Genomic DNA, 15,829 nt, shown 5'->3' with positions numbered 1-15,829 from the left:
ATCACGGCACGACGTGCACGATGTCGCCGTTGGACAGGTGGTTGTAGAACTGCTTGGCGGCCGACGGCGACAGGTGGATGCAGCCGTGCGACTTCTCCCGCAGGCTGCCCTGGTGGAAGGCGATGCCGCCGTTGAAGAACACCGACCACGGCATCTTCGCGTTGTTGAAGATGCTGCTGTAGTGCATCGGGCGCTTGACGCTCACCCGGAACGTGCCGGGCGGGGTCAGCCAGCCCTTGCGGCCGTGCGTGATCGGCACCGGCCCCGCCACGACCTTGCCGTCGGCCATGATCCACGCCTTGTTGGCGGAGAGGTCGATGCAGGCCCGCGCGGTGTCCTTGCACGGGGTGGTGTTGCCTGCCGAGGCGGGCTCGACGGTGTCCTTCTGCTCCGGCTTGGGCTTCGGCTTCGGCGGCGTGGTGGTGGTCGGCTGCGTCGTGCTGGGCCGCGTGGTGGCCGGCTGTTTGCTGGTGGACTCCGAAGTGGACGATGACGGGGCCGCACTGCTCGCCACCGGCCCGGTGTTCCCGGCCAGTTGCGGCGTCGCCGACGTGCCGCAGGCGGCCAGCAGCAGACCGAAAGCAGCGGTCACCGCCAGCATCACAGAGTTCCTCTTGCCACGCATCGCTCACCCCAAGTTCTCCGCCCGACTGCACGGGCGAGTCATCGCTCCAGCAACGACAATGACGTGCCTTGGGATCCCGAGGTTGCTCTTTCTGGCTTACCCGTTTCGAACTGTGACAAACGGCCCGCCGCTACAGGAGGCGGCGGGCCGTTCGTCAGCCGATCAGGTGAGGGGTCAGAGACCGCCCGTGTTCGTGCTGATCCAGTTGCGGTAGTAGGACACGTCGACGTAGATGGACGGCGCGGTCGCGCAGGTCGCGCCACCGCCGGAACGGCTGGTCGCGCCGATCAGGGTCCAGTTGCCCGCCGTGCCCTTCACCTGCGGGCCGCCGGAGTCGCCGTAGCAGGCGCCCTTGTTGCCGCCGGTGTTGTTGGTGCAGATCTCGGAGGCGGCGTTGATGCCGGAGCACCGGTTGTCAGCCACGATCGAGGTGTCCAGCTGCTGCAGGGTGATCGGCGCGGAGCCACAGCCGCGGGTGGGGCAGGTCTGGCCCCAGCCGATGATGCGGCTCGCGGTGCCGACCGGGCCGGACTCCGGCGCGATCGAGATCGGCGCCACGCTCACCGAGGACGACAGCTGCAACACGGACAGGTCGGCGCTGGGGTGGTTGATGATCCGCGACACGCCCGCGGTCACCCCGCCGGTGGTGCGGTTGGTGGTGCCGATCCGGGTCCGGATCGAGGACGGCTGCCTGCCCTGCACGCAGTGCTTGGCGGTCACCACCCAGTTCGCCTTGACCAGTGAGCCACCACAGAAGTGGCTACCGGAGGTGCTCTGCAGGGACACCATGAAGCTGTAGGTCTCGGTCGCGTTCGTGCCGCCGACGATCAACGGATCGACGTCACCGGCGGTGGTCGCCGGCGCCGCGGCGGCCGGCATCGCGAGACCGCCCAGCGCGGTCGCGGCCGCGGCCAGGATTCCGACGATCAGAGAACGTGCCCTCACGGTTCTCTCCTCTCAACTCCCGGCGCGTTCGCCGGAGGTGAGGTGCACCGTAAGGACATCCGTTCCACATGGTGAACCCTGCATAAGTAGGGCCGGTGACCGGCTTTGTGTCCGCACATAACGGTTTATGACCGTTAACCGAACGGACCCGCGGCGAACACCGCGGGCCCGTTAGCTATCGACCCGTTATACGGGCCCGGCGATTCCGCTGATCCACGGGCGGAAGACCGGCACGTCGACGTAGATCGACGGCTTCACCGCGCAGATCGAACCGCCGCCAGAACGGCTGGTCGCGCCGATCAGCTGCCATGCGCCCGCGACCATCTTGATCTCCGGCCCGCCGGAGTCGCCGTAGCAGGCGCCCCTGGTGCCGCCGGGGTTGTTGGTGCAGATTTCCTGCGCGCCGAAGATCCCGCTGCACAGGCCGTCGGCCACGATCGAGGTGTCCAGCTGCTGCAGGATCACCGGCGCGCCGCAGCCGCCGGGCGACGGACAGGTCTGGCCCCAGCCGAGCAGCCGGGTCGCGGTGCCCACTGGGCCGGAGGCCGCGGCGACCTTGATCGGCGCCTGCGGCACCGCGGCGGCCAGCCGGACCAGCGCGATGTCCCTGGTCGGGTTGAGGTGGATGGCCGCGGCGGCCACGTAGCTGCCGCCGGAGGTGCGGTTGGTGGTGCCGATCCGGGCGCGCACCGAGGCCGGGGTCTTGCCCTGGACGCAGTGCTTGGCGGTGACCACCCAGTTCGACTTGATCAGGGAACCGCCGCAGAAATGCCCACCCGAGGTGTTCTGCAGGGAAACCATGAAACTGTAGACCTGGGTGGCGTTGACGCCGCCGACGATGAGCGGATCGACATCGGTGTGGTCCGGGGCCGCGGTGGCGGAACCGGTCAGCCCGGCAAACGCGGTGGCCACGGCCGCGAGTAATCCGACGACCATTCTTTTCGCTCGCACAGGGATTTCTCCTCTCAACCCCGGCGCCCTCTGCCGGGGTTGACACGGACAGTAATTGACCGTAATCGGAGCGTGGTACCGCCTGATGGACCCACCTGCGTGCCTCTTGGGGCAGGCGTCCGGGCAAAGGCCCTATGTTAGGTGAATAGCGCGAAAAGGCACACTGGCGGTCAGTCCTGTGGCCAATGGTTGAACTGATCTTTTCAGGTGGGGGAACTTGATTTTGTGCCCCGAAGAAATGCAATAGTCGACACATTGTCCAGTCCGCTGGCGGCACGGGCTCCGGCTCAGGCCGCGGCAGCGGAGACCTACGAGTCCATCACCTTCACCAGCGGCCGCACCGCCCGCGTCGACCTGCGCGAACCCCGCGCCGGCGGCTGGCTCGGCGCGCTGGCCGAGCTGCACGCGGCGAACCTGGACGCCTACGTCGAGGTCGACCCGGACACCGGCCTGGTCACCGAGGTGCTGGTGCCACACCAGGTCACCGTGCGGGAGCTGACCCCCGGCGAGGACCTGGTCGAGGTCGATCTCGAGCCCTCGCACGCCCACCACCACCTGCGCCGGGACAACCCGGACTTCGACGAGCTGCTGGCCCTGCTCGAACAGGCCAGGGACAGCCGGCGGACCGTGCTGGTCACCGAGGCCCTCGACGAGCGCGCGATCATCGATGTGCGCCCTGCCCCAAAAGAAGCAGCGGTAGCTGAGCAGCTCACCGACAGCGGCGCGGAGGCGCTCGGCACGCCGGTGAGCTACGCCCAGGTCGTGCAGATGTACCGCCTGGTGGCCGGCCAGACCGCCTGCTCGGCCAACCCGACCGCGCCGGGCATCCCGTTCACCTACCCCGACGACGGCTGCTGGGGCCGGGCGCACGAGATGGCCCGGCTGATGATCGCCAACGGGATCACGCCGGACAAGGTCTGGATCTACGGCAACCTGCGGGTGAACAGCGCGAACAAGCCGGACTGCCTGGTGGGGTGGGACTGGCACGTGGCCCCGACACTGGTGGCGGGCGGGGTCACCTACGTGATCGACCCCGCGCTGTTCGACGGACCGGTCACCCAGGACACCTGGAAGGGCGTGCAGGGCGATCCGGCCGCGCGGCTGGTGCCCACCGGCGCGGAGATCTTCCACAACCACTACACACCGGACCGGTTCGACCCGGACTACAGCAAGACCAACGGGGTGCTGGCCCGCTTCCGCGCCGCGCTCCAGCTGCGGTCCAACCTGCCGGCGGGCCCGCCGCCGTACGCGAACTGCCAGCCGGCCACCCCGGGCGTGCAGTTCCGCGCCAGCCTGGCCCCCGGGCAGACCGCCCGCTGGTTCACCCACAGCTGGCAGGCCAGTCGGCACGTGTACTGGACGGTCATGCCCACCTCGATCTGCTCGGGCGGCCCGCAGATCCGGCACGAGGTGGCCATGCAGCGCACCGACGGGAACCTGTGCACGTACTGGATCACCGTGCAGAACCTCACCGGGCGCACCGTCAAGTTCGAGGCCCGCTACCACTACCTCAAGATCTGACCGGGAGCCGTCCATGTGGACCGGAACAGCATTCACCGTCACGATCGGCGCCGGTGCGACCGTGCGCTACTTCAACCACAGCTGGAACGCCAGTCAGCACGTGGTCTGGTACCTGATGCCGGTCACGCCGGTCTCCGGCGGACCCGCGATCGACTGGGACGTCGCGGTCGAGCGGACCAGCGCGGCGCTGTGCACCTACTGGATCACCGTCCGGAACCTGACCGGGATCCCGGTCACCTTCGAGGGCCGCTACGCGGTCCTGAACGCGTGAACGGGGAGGAAGCCGTGCGAATCGAGATCGAGCTGGACAGCGCCGAGCTCGCGGCCGGACTGGTGATCCGGATCGGCCAGGAGCGGACCGAGCGGCAGGCCTCGGTCCAGGTCTCGGGCGAGGACCAGGACGCGGGCGCCGCGCCCGGTCTGGCCGCGGCCGAGGGCATCGAGGCCGTGGACGCGGGACCCGCGCCGCAGCCCGCGGACTGAACACGACGAACCGGCCGCCCGCCGGGTGGGCGGACGGCCGGTTCGGCACGGGGTTCAGGGCAGCGGCGGGACGTCTTCCACGGCGTCGCCGCCGAAGTCCACCGAGGAGTACTCGCGCAGCTTGGTCAGCCGGTGGTAGCCGTCGATCATCCGCAGCGTGCCGGACTTGGACCGCATCACGATGGACTGGGTGGTGCAGCCGCCGGAGCGGTAGTGCACGCCGCGCAGCAGGTCGCCGTCGGTGATGCCGGTGGCGCAGAAGAACACGTTGTCCCCGCGCACCAGGTCGTCGGTGGTCAGCACCCGGTCCAGGTCGTGCCCGGCGGCCAGCGCGCGCTCGCGCTCCTCGTCGTCCTTGGGCCACAGCCGGGCCTGGATCGCGCCGCCCATGCACTTGAGCGCGGCCGCGGCGATGATGCCCTCCGGGGTGCCGCCGATGCCCAGCAGCAGGTCCACGCCGGTGCTCGGCCGGGCCGCGGAGATCGCGCCCGCCACGTCGCCGTCGCTGATGAAGTGGATCCGGGCGCCCGCCTCGCGCACCTCCTTGACCAGGGCCTCGTGCCGGGGCCGGTCCAGGATGCACACGGTCACGTCGGCCACGTCGGTGTGCTTGGCCTTGGCCACCCTGCGGATGTTCTCCGCCACCGGGGCGTCCAGGTCGACCACGTCGGCGGCGTCCGGGCCGACCGCGAGCTTCTGCATGTAGAACACCGCGGACGGGTCGTACATCGCGCCCCGCTCGGCCACCGCGAGCACGGCCAGCGCGTTCGGCATGCCCTTGGCCATCAGCGTGGTGCCGTCGATCGGGTCGACCGCGACATCGCAGTCCGGGCCGTCGCCGTTGCCCACCTGCTCGCCGTTGAACAGCATCGGGGCCTCGTCCTTCTCGCCCTCCCCGATGACCACCACGCCGCGCATGGACACGGTGCCGATCAGCTTGCGCATGGCGTCCACCGCCGCGCCGTCACCGCCGTTCTTGTCACCCCGGCCGACCCAGCGGCCCGCGGCGATCGCGGCCGCCTCGGTGACCCTGACCAGTTCCAGGGCGAGGTTGCGATCGGGTGCCTCACGACGTCGCGGGGCAGTGTTCGCGGCCATGTTCCGCCTCCAGAGGTCTGCGCAGATCGACGCTGAAACTGCTTACCGATCCTGGCAGACCGTGACGACGGAGGGTGAGCTGAGCAGGGGTGACAGTGACTATTCGCACTCACTGAACCGATTGCTGAACCGAGTCAGGTCAGCCGTTCGGCTCAGTTTGCTCCACAGAGGCCAGCGCCTGCTCGACCCGCGCTCGGGCACCCGCGAGGTGCTTCTCACAGACCTTCGCCAGCTCCTCGCCGCGCTCCCACAGCGCGAGGGAGTCCTCAAGGGACAGTCCACCGGCCTCCAGCTTGCGGACGACCTCGACCAGCTCGTCCCGCGCCGCCTCGTAACCAAGAGCGGCGCCAGCATTTTCGTCACTCACGCAGTGTTGTCCTTGCTCACGCTGTGGGGCTCCCCATCGTGCTCTGCACCCGGACCACGGCGGTGGCCACCGCCTGGTCGTAGCCGATGAACGCTTCGGCGAACTCCGCGCCGTCGCCCTCCATGGCGGCTTCGTCGATGCGATTCTCCGCCTCGCTCACCCGGCGGCGGTGCGGGGACCCCGTGCCGTACCACCAGTGGCTGCCGACGTAGTGCGAGGTGGCCTCCGACAGCGCGCGCAGCCGGGACGGCAGGGCGCGCCTGCCCGGCGCGTCGCAGCCGGCCAGCAGCGCGGCCCAGCACTCGGCCGCGGCGGAGTTGGCCTCCTCGGCCCTGCGCTGCACCACCCCGGCCGCCGCCCGCACCGGCGGGTCGACCTGGCTCTGCGCCGCCGTCCTGGCCGCGGCGACGGTCAGCGGGAGAAAGGTCGGCTCATGGGCCAGCGACGCCACCGCTACCTCCGTTCACCGCTCCGGTGTCTTCGGGCACGATCGCGTGCACCGCTCCGTCAACGACTCGGACCCGCAGCAGCGTTCCCGGCGGCGCGTCCGCGACCGAACGGAGCACCCCGTCCGGGGCGCCGGCCACGACGCGCTGCACAACCGCGTACCCGCGGGCCAGAGTGGCGGCCGGTCCCAGGGTCGTCAAGCGCGCTTTGACACCGTCCAACCCGCTCTGCTCGTGCCCGAGCCGGGAGAGGGTGGCCCGGCGGGCCCGCTCGCGCAACGCCCGCACGTCCTCCGCCCGGCGTTCCAATGGGCCGAACGGGTCGGAAAGCGCTGGGCGGGAACACAACTGGGCCAGCAACCGGTGTTCGCGATCCACCCATCCGTGTAGTGCCCGGCGGGCCCGGTCGCGGAGCTGGCCGATCCTGGCCGTCTCCTCGGCCACGTCCGGAACCACCCGTTTGCCCGCGTCCGTCGGAGTCGAGCAGCGCAGGTCGGCCACGTGGTCCAGCAGCGGGGTGTCCGGCTCGTGCCCGATCGCGCTGAGCACCGGGGTGCGGCAGGCAGCCACCGCCCGGCACAGCGCCTCGTCGGAGAAGGGCAGCAGGTCCTCCACGCTGCCCCCGCCGCGGGCGATCACGATCACGTCGACCTCGGGGTCGGCCTCCAGCTCGGCGAGCGCCTCCAGCACCTGCGGCACGGCCAGATGTCCTTGCACCGCAACGTTGATCACCCGGAAGTGCACCGCGGGCCAGCGGTGCTTGGCGTTGGTCAGCACGTCCCGCTCGGCCGCCGAGGCCCGGCCGGTGATCAGCCCGACGCGGTTGGGCAGGAACGGCGGGCGGCGCTTGCGGGCCGGCTCGAACAGGCCCTCGGCGGCCAGCAGCCTGCGCAGCCGCTCGATCCGGGCCAGCAGCTCGCCGATGCCCACCGCGCGGATCTCGTCCACCCGCAGGCTGATGGTGCCGCGGCCCTCGTAGAACACCGGCCGCCCGTGCATGATCACCCGCGCGCCCTCGGTGAGCGGCGTCTCCAGGCCCCGCAGCAGCGCGGTCGCGCAGGTCACGGTGACCGAGACGTTGGCGGAGGGGTCGCGCAGGGTGATGAACGCGGTCGCGGTGCCCGGCCGGTTGGAGATCTGGGTGACCTCGCCCTCCACCCACACCGACCCCAGCCGCGCGATCCACTCCGCGATCTTGCGCGCCACCGTCCGGACCGGCCACGGCTGCTCCGCGGTGCTGGGCGCCGTCACGACTCGCGCACGGTGGCGATCCGCCGGGTCAGCATCCGGACGAACTCCTCGCGGGCCCTGGTGGCCTGCTCGTAGGCCAGCAGGTCGTCGAGCTGCTCGACGGTGAGCCAGCGCAGCCGGGCCCGCACCTGGGCGAGGGAGAGCGCGTCGTAGCCGGGCACCCCGGCGGGCTCGTTCCCGGACGGCTCCGGGGCCTGCGCGGCGGCGGGCGGCTCCTCGGCCGCGGTCACGGTGACCTCGCCCGCCTTCTGCCGGCCGGGCAGCTGCTCGGCGTCGTCAGCCTTCGGCGGGGCGGCCGGCGGGGGCGTGTCGTCCAGGTCCTCGTCGAAGGTCGCCCATTCGGGGGTCTCCTCCGCGGGGCGCAGCGTGGCCAGGATCTCGTCGCCCTTGATGGCGAGCTCGGTCACGTGCTGCTGGGCGCGCATGGACAGCTGCATCGCGGTGCTGGCCACCGTGACGGGCAGCCCGGCGAGTGAACTTGGCAGCTTGCGGGCCTGCTCCACGGCGGCCGCGGCGAGCCCGGCGGCCACGCGGACCGGCAGTGGCAGCGGTTTCATGTGGTACAGCCTGCCGCAGTCCGGCGGATCAGGGAAACTTTTCGCTGCGCCATCTGGGTGAGTGCGCTGTGACCTCGCTAATTCTTCTGGTCACCTGATCGAATCGACTCACCGGCGGAACGCTCCGTACCCTGGTTGGCATGACCACTGCCAAGCCCAAGCGCGTGCTGTTGGCCAACCCTCGCGGCTACTGCGCCGGCGTGGACCGGGCCGTGATCACCGTCGAGAAGGCGTTGGAGACCTACGGCGCTCCCATCTACGTCCGCAAGGAAATCGTGCACAACAAGCACGTCGTGGACACGCTGCGCGAGCGCGGCGCGATCTTCGTCGACCAGACCGACGAGGTGCCCGAGGGCGCCATGGTGGTCTTCTCGGCACACGGCGTGTCCCCGATGGTGCACGCGGAGGCGGCCGAGCGGAACCTCCGCACCATCGACGCCACCTGCCCCCTGGTGACCAAGGTGCACCAGGAGGCCAAGCGCTTCGCCAAGGAGGACTACGACATCCTCCTGATCGGCCACGAGGGGCACGAGGAGGTCGAGGGCACCGCTGGTGAGGCCCCCGACCACGTGCAGCTCGTGGACACCGCCGAGGACGTGGACAAGGTCACCGTCCGCGACCCCAGCAAGGTCATCTGGCTGTCCCAGACCACGTTGTCGGTCGACGAGACCATGGTCCGGGTGAACCAGCTCAAGAACCGGTTCCCCGAGCTCCAGGCCCCGCCGAGCGATGACATCTGCTACGCCACCTCCAACCGCCAGACCGCGGTCAAGGTGATGGCTCCGCAGTGCGACCTGGTCCTGGTGGTCGGTTCCCGGAACTCCTCCAACTCGCTGCGGCTGGTCGACGTGGCGCTGGACTACGGCGCCAAGGCCGCCTACCTGGTGGACTTCGCGCACGAGGTGGACGACGCCTGGCTGGAAGGTGTCGGCACCATCGGCGTCACCTCCGGCGCCTCGGTGCCGGACGAGCTGGTGATGAAGCTGCTCGTGCACCTGGAGGAGCGCGGCTGGGCCGACGTGGAGACGGTCACCACCGCCAACGAGAAGATCACCTTCTCGCTGCCGCGGGAGCTGCGCAAGGAGCTGAAGGAGAAGGCCGCCAAGGAGTCCTGACGGCCGCACTGACAAAGCGGAAGGGCCGCTCCCACCTCGGGAGCGGCCCTTCCGCTTTGTCTTCAGTAGTCGTCGTCCCGAGGCGGGCGCCTGCGCGGTGCGGGCGGCTGGCCGCCGGTCCTGGGCGGCGGGCCACCGCGCTGCGGCGGAGGCGGCTGCTGACGGCCGGGCTGACCGCCCCGGGGCGGCACCGGCCGCCCACCGCCTGCCGCGCCACCGCGGCCGCCTGCCGGGCCACCACCGGCATCGCGACCGCCACCGGCTCGTCCACCAGCCGCGCCACCGGCGGCACCGCGGCCACCAGCGCCCCGGCCACCGGCCGCGCCACCGCTGCCGGGCGCGCCGCCGCCCCTGGGGGCCGGCGCGCCGTCCCTCGGGGCCGGGCGGCCACCGGGCTGCGGCCTCGGCGCGGGCGCGCGGCCACCGGCTGACCTGCGCACCGGCTCGTCCTCCTCGGGGACCGGCCGCGGCCGGGCCGGCCGAGCCTCTGCCGCGGCGGCGGGCCGCTTCTGCAGGAAGATCCGGACCACGCCCAGGATCACCGTCGCGGCGGTGGTGACCGCCATCGCCGGGAATGAGGTGACCAGTGGCTGGGCCACGGTCAGCAGGCGCGCGGTCATGCCGCCGGAGGGCGGTGCGGTGGAGCTGATCAGCGCGACGGCGGGCACCACGATCACCGCGACCAGCGGCGGTTGCACCATGGGGCCGAACAGGCTCTTGCGCTGCACCCAGCACACCGCGACGACACAACTGAGGAAGTAGCCGCTCTTGAAGATCCAGCCGAGCTCGCCGTTGGGCGCCCGGTTGACGAAGGCGGCGAGCAGGGACACCCCGAAGGCGAGCAACACCGCGGCCCACCAGGGCACGCCCCGGGAGGAGCCGAACAGGGACAGGTAGGCCCAGTCGGACTCCGCTCGGTCCTGTTCCACGTCGCTTCGACGGTCGCGGGTGGTGGTCACGCGTGACACGTTAGCCCGTCCGGTAGAGGGTGTGCCCGGACGCGCGCTGGACTGGGTGCGATCGAGTCTGCTGGGTAACTGCCGGGTAGGGCAACCGGCTTCCGCCCAACGGCCCCGAAACGGACCTTGACCAGCGCAGTCGCACACACTCCAACCAGCGCGGATATTCAGTTAGAAGATCAACTCAACTGGCGCTCTCCTCCTCTTCAGCTGTGGGACCGCCCACGGTCAGCTCCTCCGCCCGGCGAATCCCCGGCACGGGAGTCGGGCTGGCCGCGGCCTCGGTCAGCGGCTGGGCCGCGCTGCGGAAGCTCTCCAGCGCGTCCAGTTCCCGCCGCCGGGCGGAGAGGAACCGCTGCAGGTGCGTGCTGGACAGGTTCACCGCGTCCACCGCGCCGGTGGCCGCCCGGTGCGCCTTGGCCGCCTGCCCGCGCACCGCCTCCACGTCCTGCGCCAGCGTCCGCTCGGTGGCGGCGAACAGCGCGGCCGAGGCCAGCACCGCGAAACCGGTGGGGCCGCACAGGAAGATCCGCCGGTCCAGCAGCCAGGGCAGCAGGTTCGGGTCGGTGTCCATGGCCGAGACCACCGCCGCGTCCGAGGGCACGAACATGATCGTCCCGTAGATGGCGTCCGCCCAGCGCTGGTAGCCCTTGCCGGCCAGCTCCGCCGCGCGCGAGCGGATGTTGCGCACGTGCACCCGCAGCGCCTCGGCCCGCTCGCCGGCGTCGTCGGTCTCGGCCGCCTCCATCCACACCGCGAGGCTGGCCTTGGCGTCCACCGGCACCTGCCGCCCGCCGCTGACCGTCAGCACCAGGTCCGGTTTGGCCGAACCGCCGCCGGCCAGGTCGGTCTGCAGGGAGAAGTGCAGCCCCTCGCGCAGGCCCAGCGCGCGAGCGGTCTCCACCAGCACCTGCTCGCCGAGTTCACCCCTTCCAGTGACCGAGGAGAACGCCACCTCCCACCGGTGCAGGGCCCGCTGGTGCTGCGCGGCCCGCTCCCGCTCGCCCTCGACCATGGCCAGCGCGGCGTCGGTGCGCCGCACGGAGTCGTTGTACAGCCGCCACAGCAGCACCAGCGCCCCGATGAGGACGAGGGTCAGGACGACCAGCGCAGTGGTGATCACTTCGGTCACACCCTCGATGATGGACCCACCCACCGACAGTGTTCGCCAGCGGCCCCAGCGGCTCGGTTCGGGACGGTCACCAGGTCTCGACCGCGCCACGACGCGACCGGCGGCGTTGCCGGGACACCCACGTACAACCCGGTACGAGGGTGCCCCGGCGCCTTGCCGCTCGCGCCGTGGCACGGCCGACACCCGGCAACCGTCCCGAACCGAGCCACTAGGTTGTTGGCCATGCGGCTCCTGCACACCTCGGACTGGCATGTCGGGCGCACCTTCCACGGCCGCGACCTGCTGGCCGAACAGGAGTCGGTGCTCACCGGGCTGGCCGATGTGGTGGCGGACGAGCGGATCGACGCGGTGCTGATCGCGGGCGACCTCTACGACCGCGCGGTGCCCTCGGCCGAGGCCGTGGAGACCTGTCAGCGCATCCTCACCGCGATCAGGACCGCGGGCGCGGACATCGTGCTGATCAGCGGCAACCACGACTCCGCGCAGCGGCTGGGCGCCTTCGGCGGGTTCGCCCGCGCGGGCGGCCTGCACCTGTGCACCAGGATCGCGAGCCTGCACCAGCCGGTGCTGCTGGCCGATGCGCACGGGCCGGTCGCCTGCTACGGAATCCCTTACCTGGACCCGGATCCGGCCCTGCACGCGCTGGAGCTCACCGGCTGCCGGGGACACGAGGCGGTGCTCGCCGAGGCCATGCGCCGGATCCGCGCGGACCTGGCCGGGCGCGGCGAGGGCGTGCGCTCGGTGGTGCTCTCGCACGCGTTCGTGGTCGGCGGCGAGGCATCGGAGTCCGAGCGGCGGATCACCGTGGGCGGGGTGGAACACGTCGCGGGCGGCACCTTCGACGGGGTGGACTACGTGGCGCTTGGCCACCTGCACGGCCCGCAGGTGCTGGCCGAGCACCTGCGCTACTCCGGCAGCCCGCTGGCCTACTCCTTCTCCGAGGCCCGCCACCACAAGGCGGTCTGGCTGGTCGAGCTGGGCGCGCACGGCCTGGCCGGGGTCGAGCGCAAGTCGCTGCCGGTGCCGCGCAAGCTGGCCACGGTGACCGGGCGGATCGAGGAGCTGCTCAGCGAACCGGACTACACCGAGCTGGAGGAGTGCTACCTCTCGCTCACCCTGACCGACCCGGTCCGCCCGTTGGAGGCCATGCGCCGCCTGCAACAGCGCTTCCCGCACGCGGTGCACCTGGACTTCAAGCCCGAGGGCGGCGGCGACGCCGAGCTGCGCTACGTGGCCGCGGTGCGCGGCCGCACGGACAACCAGATCGCCGAGCGGTTCGTCGACGACTGCCGGGGCGCGCCGCCGAACGAGCGCGAGCTGGCCCTGCTGACCTCGGCGATCGAGTCGGTGCGGGGGAGCGAGGCATGAGGCTGCACGTGCTGGAGGTGGCGGCCTTCGGGCCGTACCCGCGCCGGGAGACGGTGGACTTCGACGCGCTCGGCATCGACGGGCTGTTCCTGCTGCACGGCGACACCGGCGCGGGCAAGACCACGCTGCTGGACGCGGTCGCCTTCGCCCTGTTCGGCAAGGTGCCGGGTGCGCGCAACGAGGCCAAGCGGCTGCGCTGCGACTACGCCGACCCGGCCGATCCGACCGAGGTGGCGCTGGAGCTGACCGTGCAGGGCCACCGGCTGCGGATCGCCCGCACACCGGAGTACCAGCGGCCCAAGACCCGCGGCACCGGGTTCACCAAGCAGAACGCCAAGGCCTCGCTGACCTGGGTCGGCGACGCGCCGTCCGGGCAGAGTCCCGAGGGCCTGTCCCGGATCGACGAGATCGCGCGCACGGTGGAGCGGCTGGTCGGCATGACCGCCGAGCAGTTCTTCCAGGTGGTGCTGCTGCCGCAGGGCGAGTTCGCCCGGTTCCTGCGCTCGGACACCGACGAGCGGCAGAAGCTGCTGGAGAAGCTGTTCGGCACCGAGCGCTTCGGCCAGATCGAGGCCTGGTTCGCCAACCGCCGCCAGGACTCCTGGCGCAAGCTGGAGGCCAGGCAACAGGACACCAGGGCGCTGGTGGCCCGGCTCGCGCAGGCCGCGGGGGCCGACCCGGGCGAGGAGCAGAGCGAGCAGGACTGGCTGGCCGAGGTGACCGCGGCCGCGGCCGCCGAGCTGGCCGGAACCGTTGCGGCAGAACAGGAAGCGCAGGCCGGGCGGGAGCGGGCGGACGCCGTGCTTGGCGAGCGGACCGCGCTGGCCGAGCGGGTGCGCCGGGTGGTCAGGGCGCGGGCGGAGCTGGCCGAGGTCGAGGCGGCCGCGGCCGACCGGGCCAGGTGGGCCGAGGAGCTGGCGCAGGCCAGGCGCGCGGTGCCGGTGCAGGCCGCGCAGCGGGTGCTGGCCCGGATCGAGCGGGAGCTGGCCGAGGCGGCGGAGTCCGCGACCGGGGCGCGTGCCGGGCTGGCCCGCTTTGACGAGTCCATTGTGGACAGTGAAGTGGACCGGCTGCGGGAGCTGGCCGCCGGGCACCGGGAGTCCGCTGGCGAGCTGGCCGGGCTGGTGGCCGAGGCGGGGCGGCAGCTGGCCGACCGGCAGCGGCTGGTCCAGGTGGAGACCGAGGCGGAGCAGGCGCGGCGGCAGGTCAAGCAGCACACCGAGGCGCTGGGCACGCTGCCGGAACGGTTGCGGGCGGCCAGGACCGCGCTGGACGCGGCCCGGGAGGCGGCGGCCCGGCTGGACGGGGTGGCGGCCCGGCGGGCGGAGCTGGCCGCGCTGCGCACGGACGCGCGGCGGCTGCCCGCGGCGGCGACCGCGGCCGAGCGGGCCGCCGACGCGCACCGGCAGGCGGTGGACGAGCACCAGGAGGCCAGGGACCGGCGGCAGCTGCTGCGGCAGCGGCGGCTGGACGGCATGGCCGCCGAGCTCGCCGAAGGACTGCGCTCCGGCGAGTCCTGCCCGGTGTGCGGCGGCACCGAGCACCCGGCGCCGGCCGGTGCGGTGGCCGACCGGGTGCGGGCCGAGGACGAGCGCGCCGCCGAGGTCGCCGAGGCCAGGACCGCCGAGCGCAGGGACGAGACGCTGCGCGCCGCCCAGCAGGCCGCGCAGGAGCTGGCCGCGCTGCGGGAACGCCTGGGGGACAACGAGATCGACGCGCTGGAGACGGCGTTCGGTGCGGCCGAGGCGGAGCTGCGCGCGGCCACCGCGGCCAAGGCCACGGTCGGTGCCAAGGTCGGCGCGGTGGCCGAGCTGGAGGCCGAGGCCGAGCGGCTGCGGGAGAAGCTGGCCGCGGCGGAGCAGCAGGTGGCCGTGCTCGGCGCCGAACAGGCCACGCTGACCGACACCATCGACGCGCGGGCGGACCGGCTGGAGGTCGCGCGCGGCGAGCACCCGGACGTGGCCGCCCGGCGGCAGCACCTGCTCGACTTCGCCGCCGCGGTGGAGACCCTGGCCCAGGCCAGGGGCGCGCTCGCGGAGGCGCGGCGGCGGGTGGCCGAACAGCGGCGGGAGCTGGCCGAGGCGGTCAGCGCGGCCGGGTTCGCCGATGTGCCAACGGCATTGGCCGCGGTCCGGCCGGAGGCGAAGTTCGCCGAGGTGCAGCGGCGGCTGCGCGAGTTCGACGACCGGGAGGCCGCGGCCCGCTCGGTGCTGGCCGAGCTGGCCGAGGTCAGCCCGGACACCGAGGTCGACCTGACCGAGCCGCGCGAGGCGGCCCGGCTGGCCAGGCAGGCCGCCGAGGCGGCGGTGGCCCGGGCCAGGGCGGCGGCCGACCGCAAGCGCCAGGTGGACGAGCTGGCCGGCCGGCTCAGTCACGCGCTGGCCGAGCTGGCCCCGGTGCAGGCCGCGCACAGCGAGCTGGCCGCACTGGCCGACGTGGTCAACGGGCGCGGCCAGAACAGCCGCAAGATGTCGCTGCGCTCCTACGTGCTGGCAGCCAGGCTGGAGGAGGTCGCCGAGGCGGCCACGCACCGGCTGCGGCGGATGAGCCAGGGCCGCTACGCCTTCGTGCACAGCGATGTGGCCGGTCCGCGCGGCACCAGGGGCGGGCTCGGGCTGGACGTGCTGGACGAGTACTCCGGGCAGCAGCGCCCGGCCAAGACGCTCTCCGGCGGCGAGTCCTTCCTGGCCTCGCTGTCGCTGGCGCTGGGCCTGGCCGACGTGGTGGCCGCGGAGACCGGCGGCGCGGTGCTGGACACCCTGTTCGTGGACGAGGGCTTCGGCACCCTGGACGCGGACACCCTGGACCTGGTGATGGACACCCTGGACGAGCTGCGCGCGGGCGGCCGGGTGGTCGGCCTGGTCTCGCACGTGGAGGAGCTGCGCACCCGGATCCCGACCCGGCTGCGGGTGCGCAAGGCGCGCACCGGCTCCACCCTGGAGATCACCGTCTAGGCCGTGAACGTGGTGTCCGATTTCCGCCAGCGGGTGGGTGTCGGCGCTGGCAGGATC

General features: G+C 72.3%; 16 protein-coding genes. 6 read left to right on the top strand and 10 right to left on the bottom strand.

The features are described from left to right. Position 1 precedes the first annotated feature (1 nt). The 3 genes from N8J89_RS37060 to N8J89_RS37050 all read right to left on the bottom strand — a co-directional run bounded on the left by N8J89_RS37060 (position 2) and on the right by N8J89_RS37050 (position 2,521). The gene (locus tag N8J89_RS37060) at positions 2-601 is read right to left on the bottom strand and encodes a L,D-transpeptidase (RefSeq protein ID WP_283661578.1); all 600 of its coding nucleotides are present in this window, start codon (positions 599-601) and stop codon (positions 2-4) included. Positions 602-799: 198 nt separating this feature from the next. Further along, a complete protein-coding gene (locus N8J89_RS37055) occupies positions 800-1,570 on the bottom strand; it encodes a S1 family peptidase (protein WP_283661577.1) in 771 nt (256 codons plus the stop codon). Positions 1,571-1,756: 186 nt separating this feature from the next. Then, positions 1,757-2,521 (bottom strand): S1 family peptidase, encoded by a 765-nt coding sequence (locus N8J89_RS37050; RefSeq protein ID WP_283661576.1) that lies wholly within the window; start codon positions 2,519-2,521, stop codon positions 1,757-1,759. 255 nt (positions 2,522-2,776) lie between these two features. Here N8J89_RS37050 and N8J89_RS37045 point away from each other — a divergent pair, with 255 nt between their 5' ends. Genes N8J89_RS37045 through N8J89_RS37035 form a run of 3 tightly spaced genes read left to right on the top strand, consistent with a single transcriptional unit; the run spans position 2,777 to position 4,525 of the window. Beyond that, positions 2,777-4,042: a protein-glutamine glutaminase family protein gene (locus N8J89_RS37045; RefSeq protein ID WP_283661575.1), complete on the top strand. Its 1,266-nt coding sequence runs from the start codon at positions 2,777-2,779 to the stop codon at positions 4,040-4,042. A gap of 13 nt (positions 4,043-4,055) precedes the next feature. Further along, positions 4,056-4,313 (top strand): hypothetical protein, encoded by a 258-nt coding sequence (locus N8J89_RS37040; RefSeq protein ID WP_252481155.1) that lies wholly within the window; start codon positions 4,056-4,058, stop codon positions 4,311-4,313. A gap of 14 nt (positions 4,314-4,327) precedes the next feature. Further along, a complete protein-coding gene (locus N8J89_RS37035; protein ID WP_283661574.1) occupies positions 4,328-4,525 on the top strand; it encodes a hypothetical protein in 198 nt (65 codons plus the stop codon). Positions 4,526-4,579: 54 nt separating this feature from the next. Here N8J89_RS37035 and glpX read toward each other — a convergent pair whose 3' ends face one another. From glpX to N8J89_RS37010, 5 genes are all read right to left on the bottom strand, one after another. Beyond that, positions 4,580-5,623: a class II fructose-bisphosphatase gene (gene glpX, locus N8J89_RS37030; protein WP_283661573.1), complete on the bottom strand. Its 1,044-nt coding sequence runs from the start codon at positions 5,621-5,623 to the stop codon at positions 4,580-4,582. 139 nt (positions 5,624-5,762) lie between these two features. Further along, entirely contained in the window at positions 5,763-5,990 is a 228-nt protein-coding gene (locus N8J89_RS37025) for an exodeoxyribonuclease VII small subunit (protein ID WP_283661572.1), read from the bottom strand. Positions 5,991-6,006: 16 nt separating this feature from the next. Beyond that, positions 6,007-6,441 carry a hypothetical protein gene (locus N8J89_RS37020; RefSeq protein WP_252481151.1) on the bottom strand — a complete coding sequence of 145 codons (435 nt, stop codon included), beginning with the start codon at positions 6,439-6,441 and terminating at the stop codon, positions 6,007-6,009. Next, positions 6,422-7,687, bottom strand: coding sequence for an exodeoxyribonuclease VII large subunit (gene xseA / locus N8J89_RS37015; RefSeq protein ID WP_283661571.1), 1,266 nt, complete (start codon positions 7,685-7,687; stop codon positions 6,422-6,424). The genes N8J89_RS37020 and xseA overlap by 20 nt, the downstream gene beginning before the upstream one ends. Next, positions 7,684-8,244, bottom strand: a complete 561-nt coding sequence (locus N8J89_RS37010) for a lipid droplet-associated protein (RefSeq protein ID WP_283661570.1) — start codon at positions 8,242-8,244, stop codon at positions 7,684-7,686. Before N8J89_RS37010 ends, xseA begins: the two co-directional genes overlap by 4 nt. Before the next feature lie 140 nt (positions 8,245-8,384). Here N8J89_RS37010 and N8J89_RS37005 point away from each other — a divergent pair, with 140 nt between their 5' ends. Next, a complete protein-coding gene (locus N8J89_RS37005) occupies positions 8,385-9,359 on the top strand; it encodes a 4-hydroxy-3-methylbut-2-enyl diphosphate reductase (RefSeq protein WP_283661569.1) in 975 nt (324 codons plus the stop codon). A 62-nt stretch (positions 9,360-9,421) separates the two neighbouring features. Here the strand turns inward: N8J89_RS37005 and N8J89_RS37000 are convergent, their stop codons facing one another. Together N8J89_RS37000 and rmuC are read right to left on the bottom strand one after the other, a co-directional pair. Beyond that, the gene (locus N8J89_RS37000; RefSeq protein ID WP_283661568.1) at positions 9,422-10,318 is read right to left on the bottom strand and encodes a DUF6542 domain-containing protein; all 897 of its coding nucleotides are present in this window, start codon (positions 10,316-10,318) and stop codon (positions 9,422-9,424) included. Positions 10,319-10,502: 184 nt separating this feature from the next. Further along, positions 10,503-11,450 carry a DNA recombination protein RmuC gene (gene rmuC, locus N8J89_RS36995; protein WP_283661567.1) on the bottom strand — a complete coding sequence of 316 codons (948 nt, stop codon included), beginning with the start codon at positions 11,448-11,450 and terminating at the stop codon, positions 10,503-10,505. Between the two features lie 222 nt (positions 11,451-11,672). Here rmuC and N8J89_RS36990 point away from each other — a divergent pair, with 222 nt between their 5' ends. Both N8J89_RS36990 and N8J89_RS36985 read left to right on the top strand, forming a co-directional pair. Then, positions 11,673-12,818, top strand: coding sequence for an exonuclease SbcCD subunit D (locus N8J89_RS36990; RefSeq protein WP_283661566.1), 1,146 nt, complete (start codon positions 11,673-11,675; stop codon positions 12,816-12,818). Further along, complete coding sequence (locus tag N8J89_RS36985; protein WP_283661565.1) at positions 12,815-15,772, top strand: AAA family ATPase; 2,958 nt, start codon at positions 12,815-12,817, stop codon at positions 15,770-15,772. Before N8J89_RS36990 ends, N8J89_RS36985 begins: the two co-directional genes overlap by 4 nt. Positions 15,773-15,829: the final 57 nt, after the last annotated feature.

This window comes from Crossiella sp. CA-258035, assembly GCF_030064675.1.
Taxonomy (GTDB): Bacteria; Actinomycetota; Actinomycetes; order Mycobacteriales; family Pseudonocardiaceae; genus Crossiella.
The sequence above is the reverse complement of the archived record's forward strand: the minus strand, read 5'-3'. Positions and strand labels throughout refer to the sequence as shown.